25 protein-coding genes are annotated in these 26,962 nt (G+C 35.1%); 6 read left to right on the top strand and 19 right to left on the bottom strand.

All coding sequences use genetic code 11. The features are described from left to right. Window positions 1–22 precede the first annotated feature (22 nt). The 15 genes from J3U74_RS04455 to J3U74_RS04385 are packed head-to-tail and all read right to left on the bottom strand — an operon-like array spanning window position 23 to window position 13,479. Window positions 23–1,249, bottom strand: coding sequence for a beta-ketoacyl-ACP synthase (locus J3U74_RS04455; protein ID WP_267328577.1), 1,227 nt, complete (start codon window positions 1,247–1,249; stop codon window positions 23–25). Continuing rightward, window positions 1,246–1,977: a 3-ketoacyl-ACP reductase FabG2 gene (locus tag J3U74_RS04450; RefSeq protein WP_267328576.1), complete on the bottom strand. Its 732-nt coding sequence runs from the start codon at window positions 1,975–1,977 to the stop codon at window positions 1,246–1,248. The genes J3U74_RS04455 and J3U74_RS04450 overlap by 4 nt, the downstream gene beginning before the upstream one ends. Beyond that, entirely contained in the window at window positions 1,977–2,453 is a 477-nt protein-coding gene (locus J3U74_RS04445; RefSeq protein ID WP_267328575.1) for a 3-hydroxy-fatty acyl-ACP dehydratase, read from the bottom strand. The genes J3U74_RS04450 and J3U74_RS04445 overlap by 1 nt, the downstream gene beginning before the upstream one ends. Further along, a complete protein-coding gene (locus tag J3U74_RS04440; RefSeq protein ID WP_267328574.1) occupies window positions 2,453–3,637 on the bottom strand; it encodes a beta-ketoacyl-[acyl-carrier-protein] synthase family protein in 1,185 nt (394 codons plus the stop codon). Before J3U74_RS04440 ends, J3U74_RS04445 begins: the two co-directional genes overlap by 1 nt. Then, window positions 3,638–4,210 carry a DUF3261 domain-containing protein gene (locus J3U74_RS04435; protein ID WP_267328573.1) on the bottom strand — a complete coding sequence of 191 codons (573 nt, stop codon included), beginning with the start codon at window positions 4,208–4,210 and terminating at the stop codon, window positions 3,638–3,640. Between the two features lie 10 nt (window positions 4,211–4,220). Next, complete coding sequence (locus tag J3U74_RS04430; RefSeq protein ID WP_267328572.1) at window positions 4,221–6,485, bottom strand: MMPL family transporter; 2,265 nt, start codon at window positions 6,483–6,485, stop codon at window positions 4,221–4,223. Window positions 6,486–6,528: 43 nt separating this feature from the next. Then, window positions 6,529–7,134: a LolA family protein gene (locus tag J3U74_RS04425; RefSeq protein ID WP_267328571.1), complete on the bottom strand. Its 606-nt coding sequence runs from the start codon at window positions 7,132–7,134 to the stop codon at window positions 6,529–6,531. Then, the gene (locus J3U74_RS04420; protein ID WP_220219077.1) at window positions 7,131–7,550 is read right to left on the bottom strand and encodes an acyl-CoA thioesterase; all 420 of its coding nucleotides are present in this window, start codon (window positions 7,548–7,550) and stop codon (window positions 7,131–7,133) included. The genes J3U74_RS04425 and J3U74_RS04420 overlap by 4 nt, the downstream gene beginning before the upstream one ends. Then, window positions 7,543–9,291: a glycosyltransferase family 2 protein gene (locus J3U74_RS04415; RefSeq protein WP_267328570.1), complete on the bottom strand. Its 1,749-nt coding sequence runs from the start codon at window positions 9,289–9,291 to the stop codon at window positions 7,543–7,545. Before J3U74_RS04415 ends, J3U74_RS04420 begins: the two co-directional genes overlap by 8 nt. Continuing rightward, complete coding sequence (locus J3U74_RS04410) at window positions 9,282–11,018, bottom strand: hypothetical protein (protein ID WP_267328569.1); 1,737 nt, start codon at window positions 11,016–11,018, stop codon at window positions 9,282–9,284. Before J3U74_RS04410 ends, J3U74_RS04415 begins: the two co-directional genes overlap by 10 nt. Beyond that, the gene (locus J3U74_RS04405; protein WP_267328568.1) at window positions 10,988–11,551 is read right to left on the bottom strand and encodes a hypothetical protein; all 564 of its coding nucleotides are present in this window, start codon (window positions 11,549–11,551) and stop codon (window positions 10,988–10,990) included. The genes J3U74_RS04410 and J3U74_RS04405 overlap by 31 nt, the downstream gene beginning before the upstream one ends. A gap of 6 nt (window positions 11,552–11,557) precedes the next feature. After that, complete coding sequence (locus J3U74_RS04400; protein ID WP_220219081.1) at window positions 11,558–11,806, bottom strand: acyl carrier protein; 249 nt, start codon at window positions 11,804–11,806, stop codon at window positions 11,558–11,560. A gap of 16 nt (window positions 11,807–11,822) precedes the next feature. Continuing rightward, a complete protein-coding gene (locus tag J3U74_RS04395) occupies window positions 11,823–12,077 on the bottom strand; it encodes a phosphopantetheine-binding protein (protein WP_220219082.1) in 255 nt (84 codons plus the stop codon). 11 nt (window positions 12,078–12,088) lie between these two features. Beyond that, window positions 12,089–12,886: a lysophospholipid acyltransferase family protein gene (locus J3U74_RS04390; protein WP_267328567.1), complete on the bottom strand. Its 798-nt coding sequence runs from the start codon at window positions 12,884–12,886 to the stop codon at window positions 12,089–12,091. Continuing rightward, on the bottom strand, window positions 12,865–13,479 hold the full coding sequence (locus J3U74_RS04385) for a beta-ketoacyl synthase chain length factor (protein ID WP_267328566.1): 615 nt from the start codon (window positions 13,477–13,479) through the stop codon (window positions 12,865–12,867). Before J3U74_RS04385 ends, J3U74_RS04390 begins: the two co-directional genes overlap by 22 nt. Window positions 13,480–13,708: 229 nt before the next feature. Here J3U74_RS04385 and J3U74_RS04380 point away from each other — a divergent pair, with 229 nt between their 5' ends. The 4 genes from J3U74_RS04380 to J3U74_RS04365 all read left to right on the top strand — a co-directional run bounded on the left by J3U74_RS04380 (window position 13,709) and on the right by J3U74_RS04365 (window position 18,879). Continuing rightward, window positions 13,709–14,794, top strand: coding sequence for a methyltransferase (locus tag J3U74_RS04380; RefSeq protein WP_267328565.1), 1,086 nt, complete (start codon window positions 13,709–13,711; stop codon window positions 14,792–14,794). Between the two features lie 30 nt (window positions 14,795–14,824). Continuing rightward, window positions 14,825–15,223: a hypothetical protein gene (locus J3U74_RS04375; protein ID WP_220219085.1), complete on the top strand. Its 399-nt coding sequence runs from the start codon at window positions 14,825–14,827 to the stop codon at window positions 15,221–15,223. 328 nt (window positions 15,224–15,551) lie between these two features. After that, window positions 15,552–17,252 (top strand): aspartate-alanine antiporter, encoded by a 1,701-nt coding sequence (gene aspT, locus J3U74_RS04370; protein ID WP_267328564.1) that lies wholly within the window; start codon window positions 15,552–15,554, stop codon window positions 17,250–17,252. A gap of 28 nt (window positions 17,253–17,280) precedes the next feature. After that, on the top strand, window positions 17,281–18,879 hold the full coding sequence (locus tag J3U74_RS04365) for a bifunctional aspartate transaminase/aspartate 4-decarboxylase (RefSeq protein WP_220219087.1): 1,599 nt from the start codon (window positions 17,281–17,283) through the stop codon (window positions 18,877–18,879). A 177-nt stretch (window positions 18,880–19,056) separates the two neighbouring features. On the opposite strand, the gene J3U74_RS04360 is transcribed toward J3U74_RS04365, so the two are convergent. From J3U74_RS04360 to J3U74_RS04345, 4 genes are all read right to left on the bottom strand, one after another. After that, window positions 19,057–19,749, bottom strand: a complete 693-nt coding sequence (locus J3U74_RS04360; protein ID WP_267328563.1) for an L-ribulose-5-phosphate 4-epimerase — start codon at window positions 19,747–19,749, stop codon at window positions 19,057–19,059. An 84-nt stretch (window positions 19,750–19,833) separates the two neighbouring features. After that, a complete protein-coding gene (locus J3U74_RS04355; protein ID WP_267328685.1) occupies window positions 19,834–21,231 on the bottom strand; it encodes a sugar porter family MFS transporter in 1,398 nt (465 codons plus the stop codon). A 101-nt stretch (window positions 21,232–21,332) separates the two neighbouring features. Beyond that, window positions 21,333–22,841 carry an L-arabinose isomerase gene (gene araA / locus J3U74_RS04350; RefSeq protein WP_267328562.1) on the bottom strand — a complete coding sequence of 503 codons (1,509 nt, stop codon included), beginning with the start codon at window positions 22,839–22,841 and terminating at the stop codon, window positions 21,333–21,335. A gap of 41 nt (window positions 22,842–22,882) precedes the next feature. Continuing rightward, window positions 22,883–24,544: a ribulokinase gene (locus J3U74_RS04345; protein WP_267328561.1), complete on the bottom strand. Its 1,662-nt coding sequence runs from the start codon at window positions 24,542–24,544 to the stop codon at window positions 22,883–22,885. Between the two features lie 206 nt (window positions 24,545–24,750). Between J3U74_RS04345 and araC the strand changes: the two genes are divergently transcribed. Together araC and tssB are read left to right on the top strand one after the other, a co-directional pair. Continuing rightward, complete coding sequence (gene araC / locus J3U74_RS04340; protein ID WP_220219091.1) at window positions 24,751–25,674, top strand: arabinose operon transcriptional regulator AraC; 924 nt, start codon at window positions 24,751–24,753, stop codon at window positions 25,672–25,674. A gap of 754 nt (window positions 25,675–26,428) precedes the next feature. Continuing rightward, window positions 26,429–26,929, top strand: coding sequence for a type VI secretion system contractile sheath small subunit (tssB, locus tag J3U74_RS04335; RefSeq protein ID WP_220219092.1), 501 nt, complete (start codon window positions 26,429–26,431; stop codon window positions 26,927–26,929). Window positions 26,930–26,962 lie beyond the last annotated feature (33 nt).

Raw genomic sequence — 26,962 nt, 5'->3', positions numbered from 1 at the left:
ACAGTTGTTATTTCTAGAAAAATTAAAGACGTTTAATAATAATTGAAGTGTTGATGCCACCAAAAGCAAAATTATTGGTTTGCATATATTCAATATCCAAATTTCGACCTGAACCGACAATATAATCTAAGTCTCCACAGGCTGGATCGACATTTTCAAGATTAATGGTAGGGTTGAACCAACCACTGTGCATCATTTCGACAGATAACCAGGCTTCTATTGCTCCACAAGCCCCTAGGGTATGACCAAAATAGCTTTTTAATGATGATATTGGCGTTTGGTTACCATAGATGTTTGCTACTGCATTGCTTTCAGCTATATCGCCTCGGGCTGTTGCTGTTCCGTGCGCACTAATGTAACCAATTTGTTTAGCATCTAATTTGGCTTGTTTTAACGCTTCTTCCATACAAATTTGGATAGTTTCTTGGCGTGGTTGGGTAATATGACTAGCATCACAATTGGTTTTAAAACTGATAATTTCGCCATATATTTTAGCGCCTCGGGCTTTGGCATGTTCGTACTCTTCAAGTATTAATGCCCCCGCACCTTCACCAATAACAAGCCCGTCTCTATCTCGATCATAAGGACGAGGTGATAGCTTAGGTGTGTCGTTTAATTGACTGGTGGCAAATAGGGTATCAAATACTGCGGCCTCAGAAGGGCATAACTCTTCAGCACCGCCTGCTACCATAATGGTTTGCATGCCGTATTTAATGGCTTCATAAGCATAGCCAATCGCTTGACTGCCGGAGGTACAAGCACTGGAAGTGGTGATTAATCTTCCTTTTAATCCAAAAAATAAGCCTGTGTTAACCGCTGTGGTGTGAGGCATCATTTGTATATAGGTGGTCGCTGTTATGTTATTTGTATGCTTTTCGTTTAACATTGTGGCGAATTCGGCAACCGGTTGAGTACTGCCGGTTGATGAACCAAAAGCAATCCCTGTTTCACCATCGGTAAGAATAGGATCATCTAATAAGCCTGCCTTTTCTAATGCTATTTCTGTCGCTTTAGTCGACAGCAATGATACTCTACCCATAGAGCGAATTTTTTTACGCGTATAGTGTTCCGGTATTATGAAATTGTCGATAGGCGCACCCAATTTTGTGTGTAAGCCATCATAGATTTCCCATTCGGGCATATATCTAACCGCATTTTGTAACTGTTTTAGGCTGTTTTGTACATTTAACCAGTCATTACCAAATGCAGTAACGCCGCCCATACCTGTTATGACAACTCTTTTTGTCATATCATCCCTCCATTGATTGAAATGACTTGGCGAGTGATGTAACCCGCAATATCTGACATTAAATAGCTCGCCAGTCCGGCAACTTCTTCAACTTGTCCCATTCGTTTTAATGGAATCATTTTCATAGCTTCTTGTAGCGCAATCGGCTCCATATCTAATATGCCGGTATCAATTAATCCCGGTGCAATGCAATTAACGGTAATTTTTCGTTTAGCTAGCTCAAGTGCCAGCGCTTTACTTGCGCCAATGACGCCTGCTTTTGCGGCACTATAATTTACTTGTCCTCGGTTGCCTGCAATTCCCGATACAGATGAGATAACAATAATACGCCCACCACGGCGCAGTCCAATCATTGGCATAATACAAGGATGAAGTACATTGTAAAAACTATCGAGATCGGTATGAATGACACTTTGCCAATCATCTTGCGTTAATGCAGGAAAAGCACCGTCGCGTATTATCCCGGCATTATTCACGACGCCATAATAACCGCCATATAATTCGATATCTTCTTCTATTCTTTGTTTACATTGCATTTGATTGCTTACATCAAACTGAATCAAACGAGCCTGACCACCTAAATTTTCGATTATTGCCTTAGTATCAAGCGCACCTTGTTTATCGCTATGGTAATGAATCACGAGGTTAAATCCATCTTGCGCTAACTGACAAGCAATCGCTTTACCAATTCCTTTACTTGCGCCAGTAACAAGTACTGTTTTGTCCATTATTTTTCTCCTAATCGATTGTCACCAAATAAGTCTTCTAATTCGGACTCATCTGGCTCATATACATTAAGTTTTCCTTTGACAACACATTGTTGGTCAATAAAAATTTGACAATCAAAGTTAGCCAATTTTGAATCATTCAGAACTAAATTGGCGTGGATCATTAAGTGACTATCATAAGGAAATGCAGGTAAAGTTGTTTTTATCGCTCGTCCACCGATTAACATACCTAAAGAGGGTATTTTGTTGTTTAACAGACTGTGATAGCCATTCCAAACGCCAATGGTTTGCGCCATTATTTCAATCGCATAAAAATTGGGTAGTAATTTATTTTCATTCAAAAAAGGCGCTAAAATACCTGTTTCATGAGTTCGAACACTACAAATACACTTTTCTTCATTGATTAAATGAATGTTTTCCACCATTACCATTGGCGTTTGATGAGGTAAATAATAGCTTGCTGGGTGATAGTTCATCATATTTTTCCGATAATTAGTGATGCATTATTACCGCCAAATGCGAACGAATTCGACATTATAATCCGTTTTTCTAACATCATTTTTTTAGTAATTATATTAATTTTATCCAGACTTTCATCATAAGGTGATTGGGAAAAGTCTTGTTGAGGTAGATAGATATTCTGATCGAGTAACAGGCAACTAAGCGCCAGTTCAGTTATAGCCGCACTGCCTAATGTGTGTCCGGTAAGATGTTTAGTTGAACTGCAAGGCGGTAAGTTTTGTTTAAATAATCGATAGACAGCTTTGCTTTCAGCTAAATCATTTAATTTGGTTGCGGTGCCATGTAAATTGATATAACCAATATCATTGATCGTCAATTTAGCCGTATCTAACGCCATTTGCATGGCCTGTTGAGCACCTATCCCTTCGGGATGCGGTGAAGAGATATGGTAAGCATCTGATGATTCACCTGCGCCTAATAGCCTAATATCACTGGTCGGTTCTTTAGTTAATAAAAATAGAGCACCGGCTTCACCAATATTGATGCCATCTCGTTTTTCAGCAAATGGGGTACAGGGTTTTTCTGAAAGTGCTTCAAGGGCGTTGAATCCGTTGATTGGCATTCTGCTTAAGCTGTCGGCACCGCCCACAATTGCGGCATCAACAATACCAAGCTCAATTAATCTTTTGCCACTTATTATTGCTTTCGCACTTGAAGTACAAGCTGTTGATATTGTGTAACTTGGCCCGGTTAAGCCTAGTAACATGGTTAAAAAACAAGAAGGGTTGCCTAACTCTTGTTGAGCATAAGTGAAATCTTGATTATGGTTGCCTGTTTGCGTCAGTTGTTTTATATACTTATCGCCTTCATCAATACCTGATGTGCTTGTTCCTATCACAATGGCAATGCGATCAGCGTTATATTTTTTTATCGCTTTGTTTATTTCTGTCTGAATCTGTAAATAGGCAGCATAAAGTAGTTGATTATTTCGGGTTGAATATGGCGATAAATGTTTAGGAATAGCAGGAAGTGTCTGATTATTAACTTTTCCTAACCAAGTTTTTTTGCCGTTTAATAACCATCCTTCTTGTTGAATTAAACAATGCTTAGCACAATAATTTTGACTTAAATTATGTTTAATTTCGTCTTGAGAACTACCTAAACTATTAATTGCACCAAATGCTGCTACATAAACCATCTATTTTGCTTCCATGCTCTGTATTGAAATTTGATAACCAAATATATTATGTTTTATCTGTGTAGGTTTTCTAATCTGATTCGATGTTGTTTGATTATAACTAATATCAATAATGATGTTTTGTTGATCATCGATTAATTGTCTGTGATAGTTATTATCAATAAGTTTCCACCCTTGTGGTAAAACCGCTTGCCATTGCTTAAGAGGCAGAATGCTTAATAAGATATCAGATAGCACTTGTTCGGGCGGAGGGAGTTGCTTGATAAAAATATTTTGTTTGGTTTTAATACTTTTGCCTGTATAGCTCAATTCAAATAAGCGTATTCCAAGTGCCGAAAGCCCTATAACCTTGAGTTGATCATCTTTAGCGTCTAAAAGGATAATTAAAGAGTGCTCTTGGTCATTATATTTAAATTTTAATAGCTGTTGATCATGATAGTTATTTTCAAAATTAGGTTTGGGAATACTCACTTTTGTATCTTTAGTAAACCAAGCTTCGGATTTGGTTTTGCTAGCGCATCCGGTTGCTAAGAAACCAACGATAACCATAATTAAAACAATATATTTTTTCATCCTTAATTACCTAATCCTTTTTTAATACAAGGCGATTATTGATTGCTAACGGGGCAAATACAAATGCGCCAAAAATGCCACTAGTTAGTACTAAACCAAATCCCATAATAGCAGTTGTGTGACTAATTATCAGTAACCCGAATGATAAAAGTGTCGTTATTGCTGCCATTGTTACGGCTAATAGGGCACTTTGGGTTTGGCTTTTGTGATTACTTAAAAACAGACTATAATCGATACCAATACCAATCACAAGGATAAGTGCCAACATTGAAAAAAGATTCAACGTTTGATCAATCATGCCATGTACTGATAGCGCAATGCCAATGGATAAAAGTGTTGGAAGTGTGCTTTTCAAACCGGTTTTTATCCCATGCTTACGATTATAAACCATAAAACATATACAAATCGCAATAACTGATCCGATAATGAGCTTTGTCAGATAAACTCGATAATGTGTAAACATGGTTGTAAATTCTGAACGTCGATCTAACCAATAAATACCCTCGTCAATTTGAGACATTTGAGAAATTTCGGTTAAATTATTTATACCACTTATTGGAATTAAAGTTGCACTTTCACCGGTTTTTAATGATAGCCAAAGTAGTTTTTTCCCATGGCTGATTTCACTTTGTTCCCATAAATTAGGTGTAATAAATGTGTTTGTTTCTTGAAGACTTGGTGTTTTAATTGCAAAACCAATTTGGTTGAGTTTTGCGATAATTTCGGGGGTATATTGGTCTATTAATGCAATGTTTCGCTTCTGTTTGCCAATAGAAGGTAAATTGATACTTTGATATTGCGTAAACCAGCCATTTGATTTTGCCTGTTCTAATTTAGGTATAAAATTTTCAAGCCGTTGTAATGTCTGCTCTGCACTATCACCAAAGACAATAAACCATTTTTGGTCGCTTGTTTGCCCTGTAATATCGATTATCTGCTGTTCTTGTTGTTGTAGTTCTGCAGGTAATGCTTGCAATTTGCCAATATCGTCATCAATTTTTAAATTGGATAACCCGATACCGATAAATATCAGTGCTGATGATACTAATAGCCACTGTGTTTTTTTGTTTTGCCATATATCAAGCCAGCGAGTCAATATACGTTGGCCAACATGTTGGCGTACAGGTAATTTATTGACCAAAATAGGGTACCAGCAAATAACTGTCATAAATGCGCCAATTAAACCAAAAATAGCAAACATGGATAACTGTTTTAACCCCGGGAAAGGTGCAATTAACAGTACCAAATAGGCAATAAAACTTGTGCATAATGCAATGAATAATGTTGATATTAATTTTTTTAAGCTTGCATAAGGTGATTCTTGATCACCATGCAAAAGTCGTTCAGTTAAATAGTGTAATGAATAATCTATCGCTATTCCGATAATACTTGTACTCATGACTAAAGTCATAATGTGGATTTGACCAAATGAAGCCAATACCGCAACTAAACCGCAAACAATACCAATAAAAATTGAAAGTAATGAAAGAAAAATGGGTATGACGGAACGAAATATAGACATAATTAATAAAATAATGCCGATAACTGAAATGCTTCCAATAGTCGATATATCATTTTGGGCTTGTTCACTAGCATAATCGCTGTAAAAAAGAACGCCTCGTTTTAAAATGTTAGTTTCAGGCCAGTTAATTTGTAGTTGTTCAATAAGCGCATCTAACTGTTCGACAATTTGATGTGATTGGCTAATGTTAAATGAGGAATCTTTAAGATCAGCATAAATCATGTACCAGTCATTACCCAAACTATCTTGAACTGATAGCCATTTGTTTTTAATTGCCAGTTTTCCGGCACTATTGAGCTGATTAAGCTGTGAAGATCGCGTCAGTAAGAGTGGGTCATTATTTAATTCTGTGGCACTAACCCCGCTAAATGGTGAATAAATTTGGCTCTCAATCCATGCAAATTGATTGTGCATTTCAATTCGATTGGCGGTAGTTTCGTCTAACAATTGATATCGGTATTGATAGGCAAATTTGCCCCAATTTTGCTGAAATTGTTCATCAAAATACCCATTAACACTATGAATAAAAGGCTGCTTTTGTAAATGTTCATACCACCAATTTACTGGCTCTAAATTGGTTGCTTGATGAGGTTTGATTAACCAAACCAGCTGTTTATCCAATCTATCTTGAAAGCCATCAATAATTTCTACTGGAACATCGTTAGTTTGTTCGTTAGGCAGTAGTGATAGTACGCTTGTGTTGAGTTTGCTATGTTGTATCAGATAACCAGCAGTTAAGAGTATGCTTATCACAACAAAAAGCCATAAAATGGCTCTTATTTTAAGTAACTTTTTGTTATTTGAATAACGACTGTTCATGTTGTGTTAATTTAGTTGTCTTGTGGTTGAAAAATGTAATTTCCGTTTTATCATTTTGCATATCATCAAGCGCGATCTTTTCAAGATATACATTTCCGCTTAGCTGTATCTGCTTGAAAATTTTATTTAGTGGGGCTGATATTGGGATCAATGTTAAATTCCACTGCTTATCATGTTCTGTGAGTGTTAATTTAAAGTTATTTTTTAGCATTTGTGCGTCAGCAGTAAAAATCGCAGATAGTAAATGATTGAATTGAAACAGTTGAGGTTGATTTTCAGCTGTTATTATTTGTGGTGTTCCTCCGTCAATATTCTGTTCCATTCTAACTTGATTCATTTTTAAGGTCATTTTAAAAGGACTGAGTTGTTGCCACCATAATCCATCTTGTTGAGATATAATCATTTTACCTGTCGAATGTAGAGGATGACTTAATCCATTGATAAAACGATCTTGTTTGAAATCTGCTCGAACAACTTTATTTTGACTAAATTGTTGCTGCAAGTTTTCGAGTGTTATTGCCTGAGTTATGCCACTTGAAAATATCAAAAATAGGGTGATGACAATGACAAAATATTTTTTCATTTTAATAATCCAAATCGTTCTAAAAAAATATGAGGGGTAACAAAACTCATTTCTTGGGTTGTTGCTAATACCGCAACTTGAATTGTATAACCGCAAGTCGTTTTTCTTCCTTGACTGTCGGTTATGAGATAACTAATTTTTATTCGATGTTCATACTCTTCTAACTTAGCCATAATTTGGATTTTTTGCTCTGCAATTATCGGTGCAATGTACTTGACTCGTGTATCGACTATCGGCCATAGGTAACCGGAGTCAATCATATCTTTATAACCATAGTTGAATTTCTGAAACAAGGCTTCACGTGCTTTTTCAAAAAATTTTAGATAGTTTCCATGCCATACAACGCCCATGGCATCTGTATCGTGAAATGAAGTGGTATATTCGATGATTGCATTATGGCTAGCGTTGTTATTCATTTTTATCTACTTTTGTTGTTGCTTCGTTTAATTCAGGCTTATTAAAATCCCAAAAATCATAAAAGTTAAACCAGTCTAGTGGTGACACTAAACAATAGTGTTCCAACCTTTTTGCATATTTTTGGATGATTAAGTCGATTTCAGCTTGACGATTTTTTCGAGAGAATTTGAGATTATCTGAAAAAAGTTCAAAGTGTATTTGAAAACGCCCATTTGGTTTTAATCCCCAAAAAAGATAAACCGGCGCACTTAATGCAGATGAGAGGATGAAAGGGCCTTTAGGAAAAGGTGCTGGCGATCCTAAAAAATTCGCCCAACTGACCGCGTTTTCTTGCATCCTTTGATGCGGATTGGTCGAGGTTCTATCACCAACAATGGCAATCCATTCACCTGCATCTAGTTTTTGTTTAAGCATAATTGCAGTGTCGGCGCCTAAGGTATCGACTTGAATAAGATTAACCGTTGAAGCATTATTGGCTTCACTTAATACTTGCTTGAAACGGCTTGAATTTTTATTAAAGACTAATGCATTAATTTTTACATCATGAGAAAGCTGCGCAAGCGCTCGACACATTTCAATATCACCTAAATGTGAACCTATTAATACTATTCCTTTTTTTTCATCGATGAGGTTTAAGAACTCTTGGTTATTGGGAATGTATATATCGTTAATTTTTATATCGCCTTGCCAGCACGCAAGTTTATCTAGTAATGCCTCTCCAAATCTTAAAAAGTGATTAAAAGAGGTTAGTCTTTTCTTTTCAACAAAAGGTATTTTGTCATAATGATTTTTTATTCTTTGCAAATATTGTTGTGATGCCTGACGTTGTTTTTTACCGGTCAGCCAAAAATAACAAATAACCGGAAACATGATAGCCTTGGCTGCTCTTCTACCTAACAAACGGTAAAACTTTAAAATAAACCTAAGACCCCAAAGTCCTTTTCGTTCTTGAATTTGTGACCAGTGTTGTTGATCTTTCTTTTTTTTGAAATTTCTTTTTATTAGCGAAACCATTCGTGGAAACATGCCGAAAAATAGTTTAGTGTGCATCCATGATATTAGTAAATTATCTTTCACCGCTTTAAAATGCGAGACACCATCTTTGGGGTAAGTGACTTTTGTTGGTACAAAAACGCTATTGGTACCTTGCCAGTATAAGTTCACCATAATGTCTGTATCAAAATCCATGCGTTTCCCGATTTTGCAACGCCTTAATAATTTATTGGTAGCTTGTAGTGGGTAGATACGAAAGCCACACATGCTATCTTTTATACTCAATGATAGCGTTTCAATCCATACCCAGAAATGGGTAATGTATCTTGCGATAAGCCGATGTTTGGGTACGGAACTATCATATATCGGACAGCCTGAAATTAAGGAATATGGGTTTAATTGTGATTGTTCGATTAACTGTGTGATGCTATTGCTGTCGTGCTGTCCGTCAGCATCGATTTGAATGGCATAATTATAGCCTTGATTATAGGCATATTTAAGCCCATTGATTACAGCTGCACCTTTACCTTGATTGGTTGCGAGACGAATTAAGATCACCCAAGTATATTGGTCGGTAATGAGTTTTATCTTTTGAGCTTGTTCAATCGAACTACCGTCATCAATGACGATGCACTTGAGTTGGTATTGTTCAATACTTTTGAGGACTTTTGGTAATGCATGGCTGTGGTTATAACATGGAATTACAAAACAATAATTTGCCGATAGATTAATCGTGTTTATTGACATAATGTAAGTTTTCCGGAGCTAGCTATTTTTAGCGTGTTATCTGGCTTGATAAAAGAATAGGAGAAATCTATTCTTTGCTCTTTTTCATTCCACTTCAAATTTAATTTAAGTCGGTCTTGAGGAAGTATCGGGCATTGGAATTTGATCACATCTATCGATGATAATGATAAATTTGCATTAAAGTATTTTTGGGTATAGTAAATTACCCAATTAAGTTGTACGACCCCTGGCAATAATGGTTGGGAAGGGAAATGTCCTTTAAACCAAAATAGATCAGTAGGTATGACTAACTCAATATTAACATGATGAGTATCTTTATCGACGCTTAATTCATTTGCAAACACTTTATTCATTACTTTCTCATTAGTTTCAAATAATGATTTCAATTCCATGTAAGTGGTTTTACCTTGCATATTTTTTGGCAGGTTTTCCACAAATCGCCATTTCTTAGGTAATTCAATCAATGATAATTCATCTTTCAAAAAAAGTCGAAAATATTGTGTTAAATTGTAAGAATTGCGTTCTTTAGATAGATCGCTATGTGATGTAGATAGTTTAACTATAGCACCCAAAATAGTTCTGTTATTTTGAATTAAAGGAATGACAATTGCTTCTTCTACTTCAGGTAATTGATTAATTTTATTCTCAATATATGTCAGTGATACACGGTTTTCTGAGATTTTAATAATCTTATCAAATCGACCATTTAAGTGAAAATGCTGTGCATCAACTATCGTTATTTTATCATTCAACAGCTCTGGTTGTGTTAACAGCGGAGAAATAAGGCATGTCTTTTGATCGCCATTTTGTTGAAGTTGCATTTCAGAAAATAACTGCCAAGGCATATTGGGGTGAAGTTGTTTACGAGTCGCAATGATACCTGTTTCAGTCGATCCATATATCTCATCGGGCAAGACATTAAAATTTTGTTTACAAGATAAAGCTTCCTCATATTTCAGACTTCCACCCGCAGAAATTACTTTATCACAATTGATTGTCGGTAATTTGACATCTAACGTTTTGATAATAGCAGGGCTTGTTATATATAAAAATTTTTTATCATTATATTGATACAGTTGTTCTTGATAAATTATCGGCTCACAAACAAAGGGAATTTTCATCATTAGCGATAACATGATTTTGAAAGTTAAGCCATACATATGTTGATGAGAAACTGATGCGACAATAAGATCAGCGGATAATTTTCCCCAGTTAGATTCAAGCTGTTGGATCTCTATTTCGAACTGATTGACTGTTTTTTCAATTGGTTTTGGTAAACCGGTTGAACCTGATGTGAATATTGTTAATGTGCTATAGCTAAAATCTTTATTTATAAAATCAGCAATTTCAACGGAATTTGCGTTAACCAGTTGATTGATATTTATTAGACGTTTATGAGTATCATACTGATGAATAGCCTGATTATCAGTTAATAATGCATCATAATCATCTTTAATTTCTTGATGATAAGCGCTAATTAATTTGGGATGTTTACCTGAATAGAAAAGAGCAAATAAACCCACAACAAAATTAAAACTATCTTGCATGGTTAAAGCCCAATATTTTTCAGGACTTTTAGAAAGCTGCTGACTCAACAGTAAAACTTGTTTTTTTAAATCAAGTACAGACAGTGGTTGCTTTTTTCTAAAAGCGATAATTTCATGATCAGGCCGTAATAACTGTTTAGATAGCGAGACTATTGTTTGATTTGTTGACGTATCAGCCATTCTCCCACCATAAGTGTGCCAATTAAAATGTAACTAATTAAGCCATTGTACATTGTCCACCAGTAAAGATTGTTTATTAAACAGGTAATTAATGCAATGCTTCCATTAAGCATAAAAAAAAGGCACCAACAAATCGTGACTTTACGGGTATATTTTATTGCTTTAGGGGGTAAGTTAGCATCTTTAATTCTGGCAAATTTTTCAACAATTGTTTGCGGTTGTGATAAGGAATAACCGAAGGTAATCAAAAATACCACATTGACCATAACGGGGTAGTAAAAAAGTATTTGATGTTGAGAAAACAACCAGCTACTTAATAATAATGATAATCCAATAAACGCAGTAATTTTGGCAAGCCAACGCATACTTACTAAGATATTGGGAAGAGTTAATAACCGTAGAATAAATAACGCAGCTAAATAGAAAATGGCTAGTTTAATTTCCTGATAGCGTAAAGATAAGTAAATGATAAATGGGTAACAAACAAAAGAGAGATTTGTTAAACATTTAATAATTAACTTAACTTTACTCATAATTAATTATTTACTATTAATTAAGTTATCAACCGCATCAACAACGTCTTGAACAGTTCTGACTGATTTGAACGTTTCAGGATCAACTTTTTTACCGATCTTCTTTTGTAGATGAACGACTAAATCAACCGCATCTATACTATCTAAATCTAGCTCTTCAAAAAGTTTTGATTCGGGTGTAATATCTTCAGATGAAAGTTCAAAAAGTTGGACAAGTGCAGATTTAACTTGCTCAAAGATTTGTTGTTTATCCATGTTATTAAGCTCCTTTTTATTGTTGTGCTGAAATAAAATCTGCTAATGTTTGAACGGAATAAAACGCTTTTTTGGTCTCTTCACTTTCAGAAGATAAAACAATACCATAATTGCTTTTTATCGCAAGTCCTAGCTCTAAAGCATCAATAGAATCCAGACCTAATCCATCACCAAACAGCGGGGCTTTTGTATCTATGTCAGCCGGTGTGATATCCTCCAAATTAAGTACATCTATAATTATCTGCTTAATTTCATTTTGTAGCTTTTCCATAAGTTTCCTTTTTAAATTATCTCACTTTTTTTGTTAAAAATTGATGTTAAGCGCTGGGTTAATTTCCGTGCGGCTATCGTAGTACTAAATTCAGAAAATTCGTTAATCGCTATTTTTTCGCCAATTGTAATAGTGAAACAGGGTTTTTTATATGGTATTCGGTACCATTTTTGTTTTTTGAACAGTAAAGGAGGGTTACATTGGATGTGGATGACTCTCAAATCTGCATGACACCTTAATGCGATATTAGCCGCCCCTCTTTGTAATTTGATCGGTTCATTCGGTACACTTCTTGTTCCTTCAGGAAATATTAAAATTCGTCCGCCATTTGCCAGAATTTGCTGACATTGAGGCAATATTTTTTCAGACTCCTGATTTAAAATGTAACCTGCCGTTTTGATAATTCCACTGATAAAAATATTTTGTAACAATGCACCTTTTACTAAACAATCACAGCGAGGCATAACTGACGCTAACAGTACGACATCAAGTAAGGAGGGATGATTTGCAACGATTAAACAATTTTTATCTTGTTTAAGTTTTTCAAGACCGTAAAACTGATAATCGATAATACCTAGCGATTTGACAATCCATAAAAAAATCTTAAAGCTGAAACTAATACTTTTTTGCGCAATAGCGATTCTTTTAGCTTCGTTCCAAACAAATAATCTTAATAAAGTAAACCACAATAGCGATAGTATGAATAATCCATAAGATCCAAATAATATAAATCCAAATGTGGTAGCAATAAGACGCCAAAATATATTGATTTGACGGCGTTGTTTAATTACTTCTCGTTCATCGTCCATAACCAATCTTGAGTATTTCCTTTTACTATGAAGCGCTGTTGCTTATTTAAATAAGCACGTAAAAAAGCAAGCGATTGTGGGTATTTTTCAGCAGGAACAGTTGTTGTTTGCGTTATATTCTGGCAACTGATCTCATTACCTCTTGTTATTATATAGCCAACAGCGTAAGTTGGAACCGATGACTTTATATAACTGTGATATGTATCGGGAATGGTTCCGTCGAAGTCTATTAGTAATACTGTTTTATCTTCTTGCGTTAATACAGATATTGCTTCAATTAATCCTTGTTGAAAACTGTCATAATGAGCAGAAATAGAAGTGATTGGGATTGGTTTTTTGGCAATAATAGTTAACAAACCTGATGCGGTATTATGAACTGATAAAGCAAAATCAGTGGGCGAAATATCACTATTTTGATTGAGCATTGATAAAATTTTATATGTTTTATCTATCTCTCCATGTTGACTGGTAAATACCGCGAGATCGGGAACTTGAGATTGTTTAATTAATTCCATTCCAACTTCTACCGCTAGACGTGATTGAACACTCATCCTGCGAGCTTGCATCATGGGTAAATTGACTAGCTTTGGCAAAGGCAAATTCCAATCATGGTTGGAATTTTTAGACCAATTTTCCCAATCCGATTGATTAGATAGACCAGAAGAGAGAGCAAACCAGTTTTTTATGGAAAAAGAAAAATTCATCTTGATAATGTTTCAATTAACTCTTTACTTAATAATAAATTGTAATATTATTTATTTTTACCAATCCCTAATATGGGGCTGTTTATAAAATACAGTAAAACTTCAAAAAGGCAATAGATTGAAAGGACTCAACACAAAAAAATTTAATTATGATAAGGATATTTATACTGCCTTAGAAGCAATAACTGAAGCACAAAAAATAGCATTTGCACCATTAATGTTTCAAGCTGTTGCGTGTATGAAAAATGAAGGCATATTAGCTCAACTCGATAATGCCGGTAAAACTGGTATGAGTTTAGATGATTTAATGGATAAAGTTTCGTTGTCATCTTATTCTCTTCAGCTTTTATTAGATATTGGATTGAGTATGCATATTGTTTATCAAGATAATGATCATTTTATTTTAGGTAAGGTTGGTCATTATTTGCTACATGACACGATGACGAAGGTAAACTTCGATTTTGTGAAAGACGTGTGTTATCAAAGTATGTTTTATCTTCAAGACTCATTAGCAAATGGTAAACCTGAAGGATTAAAAGTATTTGGTGATTGGAATACTATTTACCCCGCATTACAAGAATTACCTGAACAAGCAAAAAAAAGCTGGTTCGCCTTTGACCACTTCTATTCTGATCATTCATTTCCAGTTGCTTATTCTCATATTAAAGATCTCAATCCTAAGCATATTTATGATGTTGGCGGAAATACCGGTAAATGGGCTATTTTTTGTGCCCAGCAATGTGCAGATCTTAAGATAACACTCTTAGATTTACCTCAACAAATAGCCGTTGCCCAAAATAATATTAAAGCAGCCGGTTTTGATGATCGAATTCATGGTTTTGCCGTTGACTTATTATTAGCCAAACAACTGCCGAATGAAGCTGATGTTTGGTGGATGAGCCAGTTTTTAGATTGTTTTAGTGTAGAACAAATTACCCATATTTTGTCGTTGATTCATGGTAGCATGAGAGAGGATGCAGTTTTATGTATTATGGATCTTTTTTGGGACAGGCAAGCTTTTGAAGCAGGGGCATTAAGTTTAAATGCTTCATCTTTATACTTTACGTGTTTAGCAAATGGTAATAGCCGTTTTTATCATTCGAAGGTTTTTTATCAGTGTTTAAATAGCGCCGGTTTTCACGTTGAAAAGGATATTGATGGCTTAGGATACGGTCATACTTTGTTGATATGTAAAAAACGTTAAATAATATAATTTAGATTAAAGGAGTTAACAATGAAAATTATTAAGTTAATTATAACCACGCTATTTATTACCACATTACTCGGTTGTGCTAGTAAATTTCAAGCACCCAAAAATGTCACTACGCCTGTACAAGGAGTCACAAAAGAGCAAGTTAAACAAGCGATTTTGAATACTTCAACTAATGGCCGTTCAGCTTTTGGTACTTGGAAATTTCAATCAGTAGATAATAACAATATTCGAGGTAGTTTGTTCAACCGTAAATTTGAGGTTGTTGTAAATATTCCTTATTCAGCTAATGGATATTCTATCGAATATGTTTCAGCTAGTGATAATTTAAAAGATAAACGTGGCAATGTTCATCGTAACTATAATCGTTGGATCAACAATTTAGATGCGAGAATTAGAGAAAATATTTTTAAAACAAAATAATTTTACGAAAGTTAAATTATTCAGCTTCTTTGTCAGTGCTGAATATTAAAAATCAAGCTGTTTATAAGCTCAGTTTTTTACTGAGCTTATAAATTAAGTTCCACATTTAGTTTAACTGTGTGCATACTTTAAAATCTTATTGATAATGTTAATTTCTTCAACTACCATATTCTAACAATAATATTAATCGTTAAAATTGAATATCTATTCTTTTCATTGCAGTTTAATATGTAATTGTATTCATATTCTTTTGTGAATATTGCTCCAATCTGACAAATATCTTTTCATATTCTTAAATCATAAATCTTAGCACTTGAGGACAATTATTATGTTTCAATGGCTTTCTGACTGGATTTTAGATGGACTTAGACACTCACCGGAAATTCTATTATTTCTCTCTCTGAGTTTAGGGTATTTAATCGGTGCTATTCGCATTGGTAAATTTCAATTGGGTGGCGTTGCAGGTTCATTACTCGTGGCAGTAGCACTAAGTGTTTTTGGCGTCACAGTTGACGCTGGCGTTAAAGCTGTGCTATTTGCGCTATTTATTTATGCTGTTGGCTTTGAAAGTGGTCCGCAGTTTTTCCGTTCACTGGGTGTAAAAACTTTACGTGAAATATTTTTAGCATTGTTTATTGCTGTTGCTGGCTTTGCAACGGTGGTTATATTGGCAAAATTATTCCATTTAGATAAAGGCCTTGCAGCTGGTTTAGCGGCTGGTGGATTAACCCAATCTGCAATTATGGGTACCGCTTCTGATGCTTTAAGTCAATTAGGTCTGAGTGCTGAAGAACTCAGTAAAATGCAAGGTAATGTCACAATAGGCTATGCTGTGACTTATATTTTTGGTTCGCTTGGTGCCATTATTGTTTGTGTCAATATCCTTCCTAAAATTATGGGCAGTGAAATTAACGATGATGCGATGAAGGCACAAGCTGAGCAACTTCATGGTTCACTTCTTTTAGGTAGCAACCAAAATTTAGCGCTATCAGATGTCACAGGTCGTTTATATCGCATTACCAATAAAATTAATCAAACTGTTGAGAGTGTTGAAAAGCTTGTCGATGGTATCAGTATCGAACGTATCAAACGGGGTAATAATATCCTCGAAGCTAGTCCTGATACTTTATTGAAAGCAAGGGATATTATATTGGTTGTTGGTCATCGTGATTCGATGATTAAAGCGAGTGATTTGCTTGGTACTGAAGTCAATTCCGCTTCTGGCATGGATGTGGTGATGAATACACAAGATGTTGAAATGCGTAATACACGTTATGTTGGTCAAAATTTAACGCAAGTTTTATCGTCTGAAGAAGTGATGAAGTTAAAACATGGCATCTATTTAACGGCTATTCATCGAGACGGACAGCAACTACCACTCAATAATGACATCAATTTAAAATTAGGTGATGTGATTACAATTTATGGTGCTGATAGCGATTTACGTCGTGTTGTGGATAAAATTGGGGCGCCAATCACTAAAAGCGAAAAGACAGACTGGATATTCCATGGTTTGGGCTTGGTTGTGGGGTTAATTATTGGATTAATCGTTATCCGTGTTAGTGATATTCCTATTACTTTAGGTGCTGGTGGTGGTGCATTGTTATCCGGTCTATTGTTTGGTTGGTATCGCTCGCTTCATCAAACTGTTGGTAATATTCCAACAGGGGCATTACAACTATTAAAAGATTTTGGTCTGGCTGGTTTTGTTGCGGTTGTTGGATTAAGTTCTGGTCTTCAAGCCATTGATACCATTCGAGAACAAGGTCTGTCTCTATTTTTAATTGGCGTGGTGGTAACTATTTTACCTATGTTGCTTGCTATCTATTTTGGTAAATATGTATTGGGTTATAAAAACTCAGCGGTATTTGCCGGTGCGTTAGCAGGTTCTCGTAGTGCCAACCCAGCTTTTGGGGAAGTGCTAAACAAAGCAGGTAACTCTACCCCGACTAACTCTTTTGCTATTACTTATGCTTTAGCTAATGTTTTCCTAACATTACTAGGACCATTAGTTGTGGCTTTTGTTTAATTGTAATATCAGATTAAAGGTACAAATTATGAAAAAAATTAAAACAGAGTATGCAAAGTACGCTAATTTAAGCCCTTTTGAATTGAAAGATAACTTAATTAAACTAGCTCAAAGCCACGCCGACCGAACTATGTTAAATGCTGGTCGTGGTAATCCTAACTTTCTTGCTACTTGGCCGCGTCAAGCTTTCTTCCAACTGGGTGTTTTTGCAATTCAAGAATCAGAAATGTCTTATTCTTATTTGAATGAAGGTGTAGGTGGATTTCCAATAAAAGCTGGATTAACAGGGCGCTTTGAGCATTTTGTTCGCCAAAATTATGAAACGCCTGGTGTCGCTTTTTTAGGTAAAGCATTTTCCTATATTCGTGATCAACTAGGACTTGATGAAAACGCTTTTTTACAAGAAATGGTTGAAGGTATTTTGGGATGTAACTATCCTGTACCCGACAGAATGTTGCGTTTTAGTGAAGAAATAGTGAAATCCTATGTTTTGCAACAAATGGGAGCGCAGTATCTTGATCGTGATGATCTTGATTTGTTTGCCGTTGAAGGTGGTACCGCCGCAATGGCTTATATATTTAATTCAATGAAAGAGAATGGTTTGATTCAAAAAGGGGATAAAATTGCAATAGGTGCACCAATTTTTACCCCTTATTTGGAAATCCCAGCTCTTAATGATTATCAATTAGTTGAAGTATTGATTAATGCCGATCCGGATGCAAATTGGCAATATCCAGAGTCTGAATTGCGTAAACTTGAAGACCCGTCAATAAAAGCTTTCTATTTAGTCAATCCATCGAATCCACCGTCAGTTAAAATCGATGATAAAAGTTTAAAAATCATTGCTGATATAGTGAAAAAACGCCCTGATTTAATCATCTTAACCGATGATGTTTATGGTACTTTTGCTGATGATTTTCAATCTTTATTCGCAATTTGCCCTAAAAATACTATTTTGGTGTATTCATTTTCAAAATACTTTGGTGCAACCGGCTGGCGTTTAGGGGTAATTGCTACCACTCGTGACAATGTCATTGATAAAACCATTAAAGCTTTACCTAGTAAAGCTAAACAGGTTTTAAATAAACGTTATAGCTCTATTGTCACTGATCCGCAAAATCTTAAATTTATTGATCGCTTAGTTGCCGATAGTCGTGCTGTTGCCTTGAATCATACCGCCGGGCTATCAACACCACAACAAGTACAAATGGTTCTGTTTGCTTTATGTGAAATGATGGATAATGATCAAAGTTATAAAGCGGCATTAAAATCGCTTATACGTCGACGTGCAGCATCGCTCTATCAGCATTTAGGTCTTAAACATAATACAGATGAAAATAGCGTTGATTATTATACATTGATTGATTTAGAGCATATTTGTCGTGAACTTTACGATGATAAATTTGCTAAGTGGATTTTGAAAAATAAAAATCCTTCAGAGATGTTGTTTAGAATTGCTGATGAAGCAGGTGTGGTTCTGTTACCTGGTAAAGGTTTTGCTGTTCAACACCCTTCAGCACGTGCTTCTTTAGCAAATTTAAATGAGTATCAATATGCTGCAATTGGCTTATCAATGCGTAAACTTGCTCAAGAGTATTATAATGAGTATAAAGGTAAGAAAAAATAACAGCATAATTATCTTTAATTAATACAAATAAAAAGCCCTGATTAGTGCAGGGCTTTTTTATATTTTTTAATTATTAAATATTTTGCTTTAAAAATTGAAAATAGTGGTAAACGTTTTAATTTAAGGTTATTTAAACTGCATTAATTTTCAGTATCAAATCAATGGAAATGACATTGTTTATCCTTGACCATAATAGGCATTTTTTCCATGCTTGCGGTAATAGTGTTTATTTAATAATTCTGTTTGTATTTTAATACCGATATTGAGATTTCGGGTAGCTAATGCCATTGTTGCGACTTCCTCAAGTACTACGGCGTTTTGTACTGCGTCATGTGCAGTAATGCCCCAAGCAAAAGGGCCGTGACCCATAACTAGCACACCTGGAATTGCCATTGGCTCTAATGAACGTTTGGCAAATTCTTCAATAATTACTTTGCCCGTATTGAGTTCATAATCTGTTGCGATTTCGGTTGGGCTTAACGCTCTTGTACAAGGAATATCACCATAAAAATAGTCAGCATGTGTTGTTCCTAATGCTGGAATATCTAAACCAGCTTGCGACCAGATAGTTGCGTAACGTGAATGCGTGTGAATGACTCCGCCTATCTGCTCAAAAGCTCTATAAAGTGCTAAATGTGTGTTGGTATCACTTGAAGGATTTAGCCGGCCTTCTATTTTGTTTCCGTTCAAATCGACGATAACAATATCATCTTCGTTCAGTTGTTCATAAGCAACGCCTGAAGGTTTAATGGCAATCACGCCTTTTTGCCTGTCAATTTCTGATACATTGCCCCATGTAAAGGTGACAAGTTGATAATGCGGCAGTAATAAGTTGGCAGCTAGTACCCGTTGTTTTAATGACGTAAACATATAAAATCCTATTAATAAAGAAGTCATTGAATATTAAGTAAGGACAATTTAATTTAAATTGTCCTTCAATGAGCCTTTATTTGTTTATTTATCAACACCAATATGGCGTAGTTTTTTTCCTGACATTAGGTTTTTTTCGATATGTTCTAACGAAATATTTTTAGTTTCAGGCACAAACAAGATAACAACAAAAATGAATAAGATATTCATGGCGGTGTACAGCCAAAATGTTTGTGCTACACCAATGTGATTTAATAAAGTGAGGAAAGTTGCGCCAATAATCATATTGGATATCCAGTTGGTTGTGGTGGAACAAGTTACACCAAAATCACGGCTTTTTAATGGCTGGATTTCTGAACAAAGGATCCATACCACAGGTGCAGCACTCATGGCATATCCTCCTATACACATAATAGCCATACCGACAGCAGCATAAGATGTGATTGAGGATGTGTTTCCGTTTTCAATTAATTGCAGGCAAATACCAAGTATTAGTGTTCCTATTGCAATAATACCAAATCCAACTTTTAAAATAGGTTTTCGTCCTAATTTATCGACGGTAAAAATTGCAATAAAGGTGGCTAATACAAAAGTGAGTCCAACAATTATGGTTGCAACCATTTGTTGCTCAGTTGTTTGAAAGCCAGCAAGACTAAAAATTTTCGGTGCATAATACATAATAATGTTCATGCCGGTAAATTGTTGCATTGCTTGCAGTGCCATACCAAGGTAAACCGTGCGGCGGACATTTTTATTTGCTTTGAAAAGAGTCCATCCTTCTTGTTTCTCTTTTAAACTGTCGGTAATATCATCAAATTCTTGTTGAATTTTGTTTGGATCGTTTCGAATTAATCGAAGAACTTGTTGGGTTTCCTTTAATCGACCTTTGGAAGCTAGCCAACGAGGGCTATTAGGAAGGAAAATGACTACCAAAAATAAAATAATTGCTGGTATAGCGATAATACCAAGCATCATTCGCCAGTTTCCGGTGAAACTGAAATAGGTATCAGATAAGAAAGCTAATAAAATACCAATTGTTACTAATAATTGATATGCAGCTATCATTTTTCCCCTGATTGTTTCTGGTGCCATTTCAGAAAGATATAATGGTGCCGTATAAGAAGCTATTCCAACAGCAAACCCTAAGATCACCCGCCAAACGAGCAGGACTTCGACATTCGGCGCTAAAGCCGAGCCAAAACAGCTGACAATAAAAAATAAAGCGCCCGCTAGCAAACTATATTTTCTTCCTAGATAAAAAGATAACCAACCATTTGATATGGCACCTAAGGCTGCGCCTAACATCATGGAACTAACTACCCATTCCTGAAGTTGTGTGGTAAGTTGGAATTGGATGGTGATAAACGGTAAAGCACCGGCAATTACGCCAATATCTAAACCGAATAATAATCCAGCCATGGCAGCTGAAAAACCGATTAAAAATGTCATTCTTTTTGCTGAACTGTTTGCCTTTTTATCCATTGGTATAGGTGTATTGATATCCATCTATTTACCCCTTATTTATATCTATTTTAAAAATTATCGGTTATAACTTCTTTAATTTTATGTACCAAATCAGAATGTTATGCATAAGTGTTACCATAGGCGATTTCATTCCAGCGCAATTCATTTCTGAAATTACACATTTCTGTGTTTTCATCAATCACAAGTAATTCAATATTGTGCAGTTGCGCATAGAGTCTAAAATAATCCATTGATAATGCTTGGGTATAAACTGAGTGGTGAGCTCCGCCGGCAAGAATCCACGCTTCGGCTGAAATATCTAATGAAGGTAGTGGTTTCCATACTGTACAAGCTACAGGCAAGTTAGGTAATGGGTACGGTTGTTTAATGGTTTGTAATGCATTAGTTATCAGTCTGAAACGATTACCAATATCGATCAAACTTGCATTGATAGCGTAGCCAGGTTTGGATGCAAAAATAAGGCGTGCTGGATCGGCTTTATTACCAATCCCTAACGGTTGAATATCCAATAATGGTTTAACTTCATCATCAGTGATAGACGGGCAAACTTCCAACATGTGTGAACCGATAACCAGTTCATTGCCTTTGGTGAAATCATAAGTATAATCTTCCATGAAAGCCGTTCCACCAGACAGGTCTTTTGCCATTACTTTCATTGTTCGAAGTAATGCGGCTGTTTTCCAGTCACCTTCTGCGGCAAATCCATAACCTTTTTCCATTAACCGTTGGACGGCAAGACCGGGCAATTGTGCTAAACCATATAAATCTTCAAATGTAGTGGTAAATGCTGAATAATTGCCTTGTTTAAGAAACGTTTTGATACCTAATTCAATTTTTGCTGCTTCAATTAAATTTTGTCTTTTTGGACCATTAACTTGAGCAACAGGGCTAATTTGGTAAAGTGTTTCATATTCCTCAATTAATTGGGCAATATCACTATTATTGATTGAATTAATTACCGAAACCAGATCGCCCACTGCATGTGTATTGACTGAGTAGCCAAATTTTATTTGTGCCGATACTTTATTGCCTTCGGTTACTGCAACTTCTCGCATATTGTCGCCAAATCGCACTACTTTCATTGTTTTTTCTTCATGTATGGCTACACAAACTCTCATCCATTTTGCAATTTTTTCATGTACCTCCTTGTCCTTCCAATAACCTGTGACAATGGAATGAGCTAAACGCATACGAGACCCAATAAAACCAAATTCACGCCCACCATGTGCAGTTTGATTAAGATTCATAAAATCCATATCCATTGAATCCCATGGTACTAGTTCATTAAACTGCGTATGAAGTTGTAGCAATGGTTTTTGTAACTGGGTTAATCCATTAATCCACATTTTTGCTGGAGAGAAGGTGTGTAACCATGTGATTAAACCGACACAATTTTGCGAATAATTAACTTCTTGGCATAAGCGATATATTTCATCCGGTTTAGTGGCTAGCGGTTTAAGAACTATTCTTACTGGTAGATTGGCTTCTTTATTGAAATACTCTGAGACTAATTGGATATTTTTTTTGATTTGCTCAAGTGATTCCGGGCCATATAAATGTTGACTTCCAGCGACAAACCAAATTTCTGCTTCTTCATAAACAAACATATTTCACTCCTTTAAATTTAATTGATAGGTTGGGTGCAAATCTAAACGTGATAATTAGGTTCGCAAGAGGTAGACCAAGTTAGATACTTGCTATACAGCTGCTGATATTTGGCGGCTCTTTCGGCATTTGGAATAAACATTTTTTCGATCTTACTGGACATTATTTTTTGAGCGGTTGGAATGTCGGGATAAATATTGGCTGAAACGGCTGCAAAAATTGCTGCACCTAATGCACAGCATTGTTCTGATTTGACAACTTTTAATTGACGATTCATAACATCAGCACAAACTTGCATAATAACAGGGGATTTTTTGGCTATACCACCTAATGTAACAATATTATTTACAGGGACTTGTTGTTCAATAAAACATTCCATAATTGCTTTAGCACCAAATGCAGTTGATAAAATCAAACCACCAAAAAGTGTTAAAGCATCGGTTGCAATCGTTAAATTGGAGATAACTCCTTTGAGCCGTTGATTAGCAAATGGAGTTCTGCGTCCATTAAACCAATCAAGGATTATTGGGATATTGTCTAAATTAGGGTTTTGAGACCATTGCGTGGCTAGCTGGTTCAATAATGTTTGTTTTAATTGATCAACTTCATATTGTATTTCGGGTAATTGTTTGGTTAATTGGTTAAGCGGCCAACCTAGTAATGTTTGATACCAAGCATACATATCACCAAAAGCTGATTGGCCAGCCTCTAATCCAATATAATTAGGCATTACGCTACCATCAACTTGACCACAAATACCTTTGATTGAACGATCTTTAATGACTTCTTTTTCTGCCAGTAATATATCGCATGTTGAAGTGCCAATTACTTTTACTAAAGTATAAGGCTCAGCACCTGCACCAACCGCACCCATATGGCAGTCAAAAGCGCCTCCGGCAATAACAACTGATGTCGGCAATCCTAGTTTGTCTGCCCAGTGTGATGTGATGACTCCCACTTGCTTATCGGCAGTATAGGTCTCTTTAAACAATGGATAAGGCAGTACATTGACAAGTGAAGGGTCAAGCTTTTCAAAAAATTCATACGGCGGTAAGCCATTCCATTGTTCACTCCAAAAACATTTATGGCCGGCTGCGCATCGCCCGCGTTTAATTTTATTGGGCGCTGTCGTTCCGGATAATAAAGCTGGGATCCAATCACATAATTCAATCCATGATGCAGTTGAATTTTTCACGGCATTATCATGGCGGAAAATATGCATGATTTTCGCCCAAAACCATTCAGAAGAATATACACCACCACAATATTCTAAATACTGAGAATAGTCGGACGTTGCGCATAGCTGATTAATTTCTTCTGCCTCGTTCACTGAGGTATGATCTTTCCATAATACAAACATGGCATTAGGATTATTGGTAAACTCTGGTTTCAGGGCTAGTACATCACCATTATCATTAATTGGGGCGGGAGTTGATCCTGTCGAGTCAACACCAATAGCAACTACATTGTTAGCATAAGTGTCAAGTTGTTTGACTACAGATTGAATTGATAGGGTCATTGATTCAATATAATCAAGTGGGTGATGCCTGAATTGATTCTTTTTCGGATCACAAAATTCACCTTTTGCCCAACGTGAGTAATACACAACTTCTGTTGCTAATTCTTGACCATTTTGACAATCAACCGCTAAAGCCCTGACTGAATCGCTGCCAAAATCTAATCCAATTGCTATTTTTTTATTCATCCGATACCACCTCAAAAACAAATTAAATGGAACTTTTACGGAAGAATAATTAATTTAAGTTTTATCCAGTAGGTTATTTATTGCTATAAATATAGACGATTCTGTCTAGGTATTTTGTTTTGTGATAGAGATCTCACTATTGCTACTATTCAAAAAGAATTTTTATGTAAAAATAAAAAAATCTTAGAAAAATAGGGCGGTAAAAGATGAATACTTTTCAACAAAATGATCCTCTGCTTCCAGGCTATTCATTTAATGTTCATCTTGTATCGGGGTTAACACCTATAGAAAAAGCAGGGAAATTTGATTTTTTTATTGATCGCCCAAAGGGATTAAATGGTTATATAATCAATCTAACTTACGCAGGTCAGGGAACTATTTATCGTAATCAGGAATTTTTTAATTGTCATCCCGGTGATTTTGTCCTATTTCCACCAAAAGAGCCTCACCTGTATGGACGTAAAGACGATGAAAATAATTGGTTTCACTTCTGGATCTATTTTAGACCAAGATCAACATGGAAATATTTGTTAACTTGGGAAAATCGATTAGAAAATACAGGTTTTTATCGCCCTAGCATTAAAGTTAAAGAAGAGCTGGAGCAATTATTTATTAAAATTGTCGAAGTGGGACAATCCACGATTATTTATTCTGAAAATTTAGCTATGAGTATGCTTGAGCAATTTTTAATAAGGCGTGCTCAAGAAAGTTCAGATACGTTTGCACTAAGTATTGATAATCGTGTATTGCAAGTGTGTAACTATCTGATTGATACTCTGGATCAGAATAAATTTTTGTTAGATAACGTTGCTGATAAAGTTTGTTTGTCAACATCGAGAATTGCACATATTTTTAAAGATCAGATGGGCATGTCGATTGGTGAATGGCGACAAGAACAAAGAATAAGTCGTGCAAAGATTTTATTACAAACAACACAAATGAATATTGCTGAAATAGGGCTCTGTTGTGGTTTTGAAGATCAACTCTATTTTTCTCGTATTTTCAAAAAAAGAATTGGCCTTAGCCCACAAAAATATCGCTATAGTACACAAGAGCAAAATAAAAGGAAGATTGAAAATATCAATTCCCTTTATTTATTTGATAAAAAAAGTCATTTTATAGAGAGCTGATATTTTTTGGAACGTTTTGATGATTTTTCATTGTATAATCAGCTTAAAACAACAAATAAATCAACAAATAAAACAATTTAAATCAACTGTAATTTAATTATTATCATTTGTCTTTTAACCAACTATCGGTTTCATATTTATTTGAGTTGCCAACGTTTTATTATCGTTGATATCTGGATAACGTGTTATCAATTGTATTAAACGATACTTTTTTAAGCGCTAAAATTTACAGAGTAACCTGTTTTTATGATGAAATTTTGCATTTTTAATTGTAAATTTTATTTAAATTCTTTAACAATCGGCGAAAATTTGTGCGCTTGTATGGTTTCTGTTTGTAGATATAAATGCATTTTTTGTGTTCTTAATTTTTTTGATAAAAAAAATACATGACATAGGTTACCATTATTGTATATTTTTTAGCAGTTGATAAATGGTGCTTTCCAAAAAAATTTTATCGTTAATTTACCCTAATATTTCTTATTGATTTATATACAAAATTATATAATTAATAATTTTTTAATCCTTTAAATTAATTTAATTTTTACTTAAGATTTTTTTATTCATTTTTAATTTAATTAGAAAAATGAGGTAATGTGCTTATAGTTTCTATTAAGTTCTCATAGTTTCTAAAAGAGCATTAATTAGTTATCCGGCTTAAGTTTGTAATTTAAACTTTAATCGTGTAATTTATTTTCTACTTAAGGTTGTTTATTGATCATCCTTAAAAAAAGGAAATGGAAATTCAGGAGAAGTTATGTCAAACAGTTTTCAAAACGAAGTCCCTGCTGCTCGTGTTAATATTAGTTTAGATTTACATACTGGCGGTGCGAAAAAGAAAGTCGAATTACCCCTCAAAATTTTATCTATTGGCGATTATGGTCGTGGCAAGGATAAACGCCCTCTTTCAGAAAAAGAAAAGGTATCTATTAACAAAAATAATTTCAATGCAGTTCTTAAAGATTTTAATCCGCAAGCCAAAATTAGTGTTCGTAACACACTTGCAGATGATGGCAGTGAATTTAATGTTGATTTATCTTTTGAAGATATGAAAGATTTTTCCCCCGAACAAGTTGCTAAAAAAATACCACAACTCCGTTCTTTACTTGCAATGCGTAACCTTTTAAGAGATTTAAAATCAAACTTATTAGATAACGCTACTTTCCGTTATGAGCTTGAAAAAATAGTGAAAAACGAACAATTAACTGATGAGCTTCGAGCTGAGTTAGAGTCAATTGTATCTGAAAGTGAAAAGTAGAAATTCAATAAATTAAAACTTTATTTTTTGGAC

Origin of the sequence: Gilliamella sp. B3892 (assembly GCF_026536305.1) — a bacterium.
GTDB lineage: Bacteria > Pseudomonadota > Gammaproteobacteria > Enterobacterales > Orbaceae > Gilliamella.
Note: the sequence above shows the minus strand (reverse complement) of the source record. Positions and strands in the feature narration are given on the sequence as shown.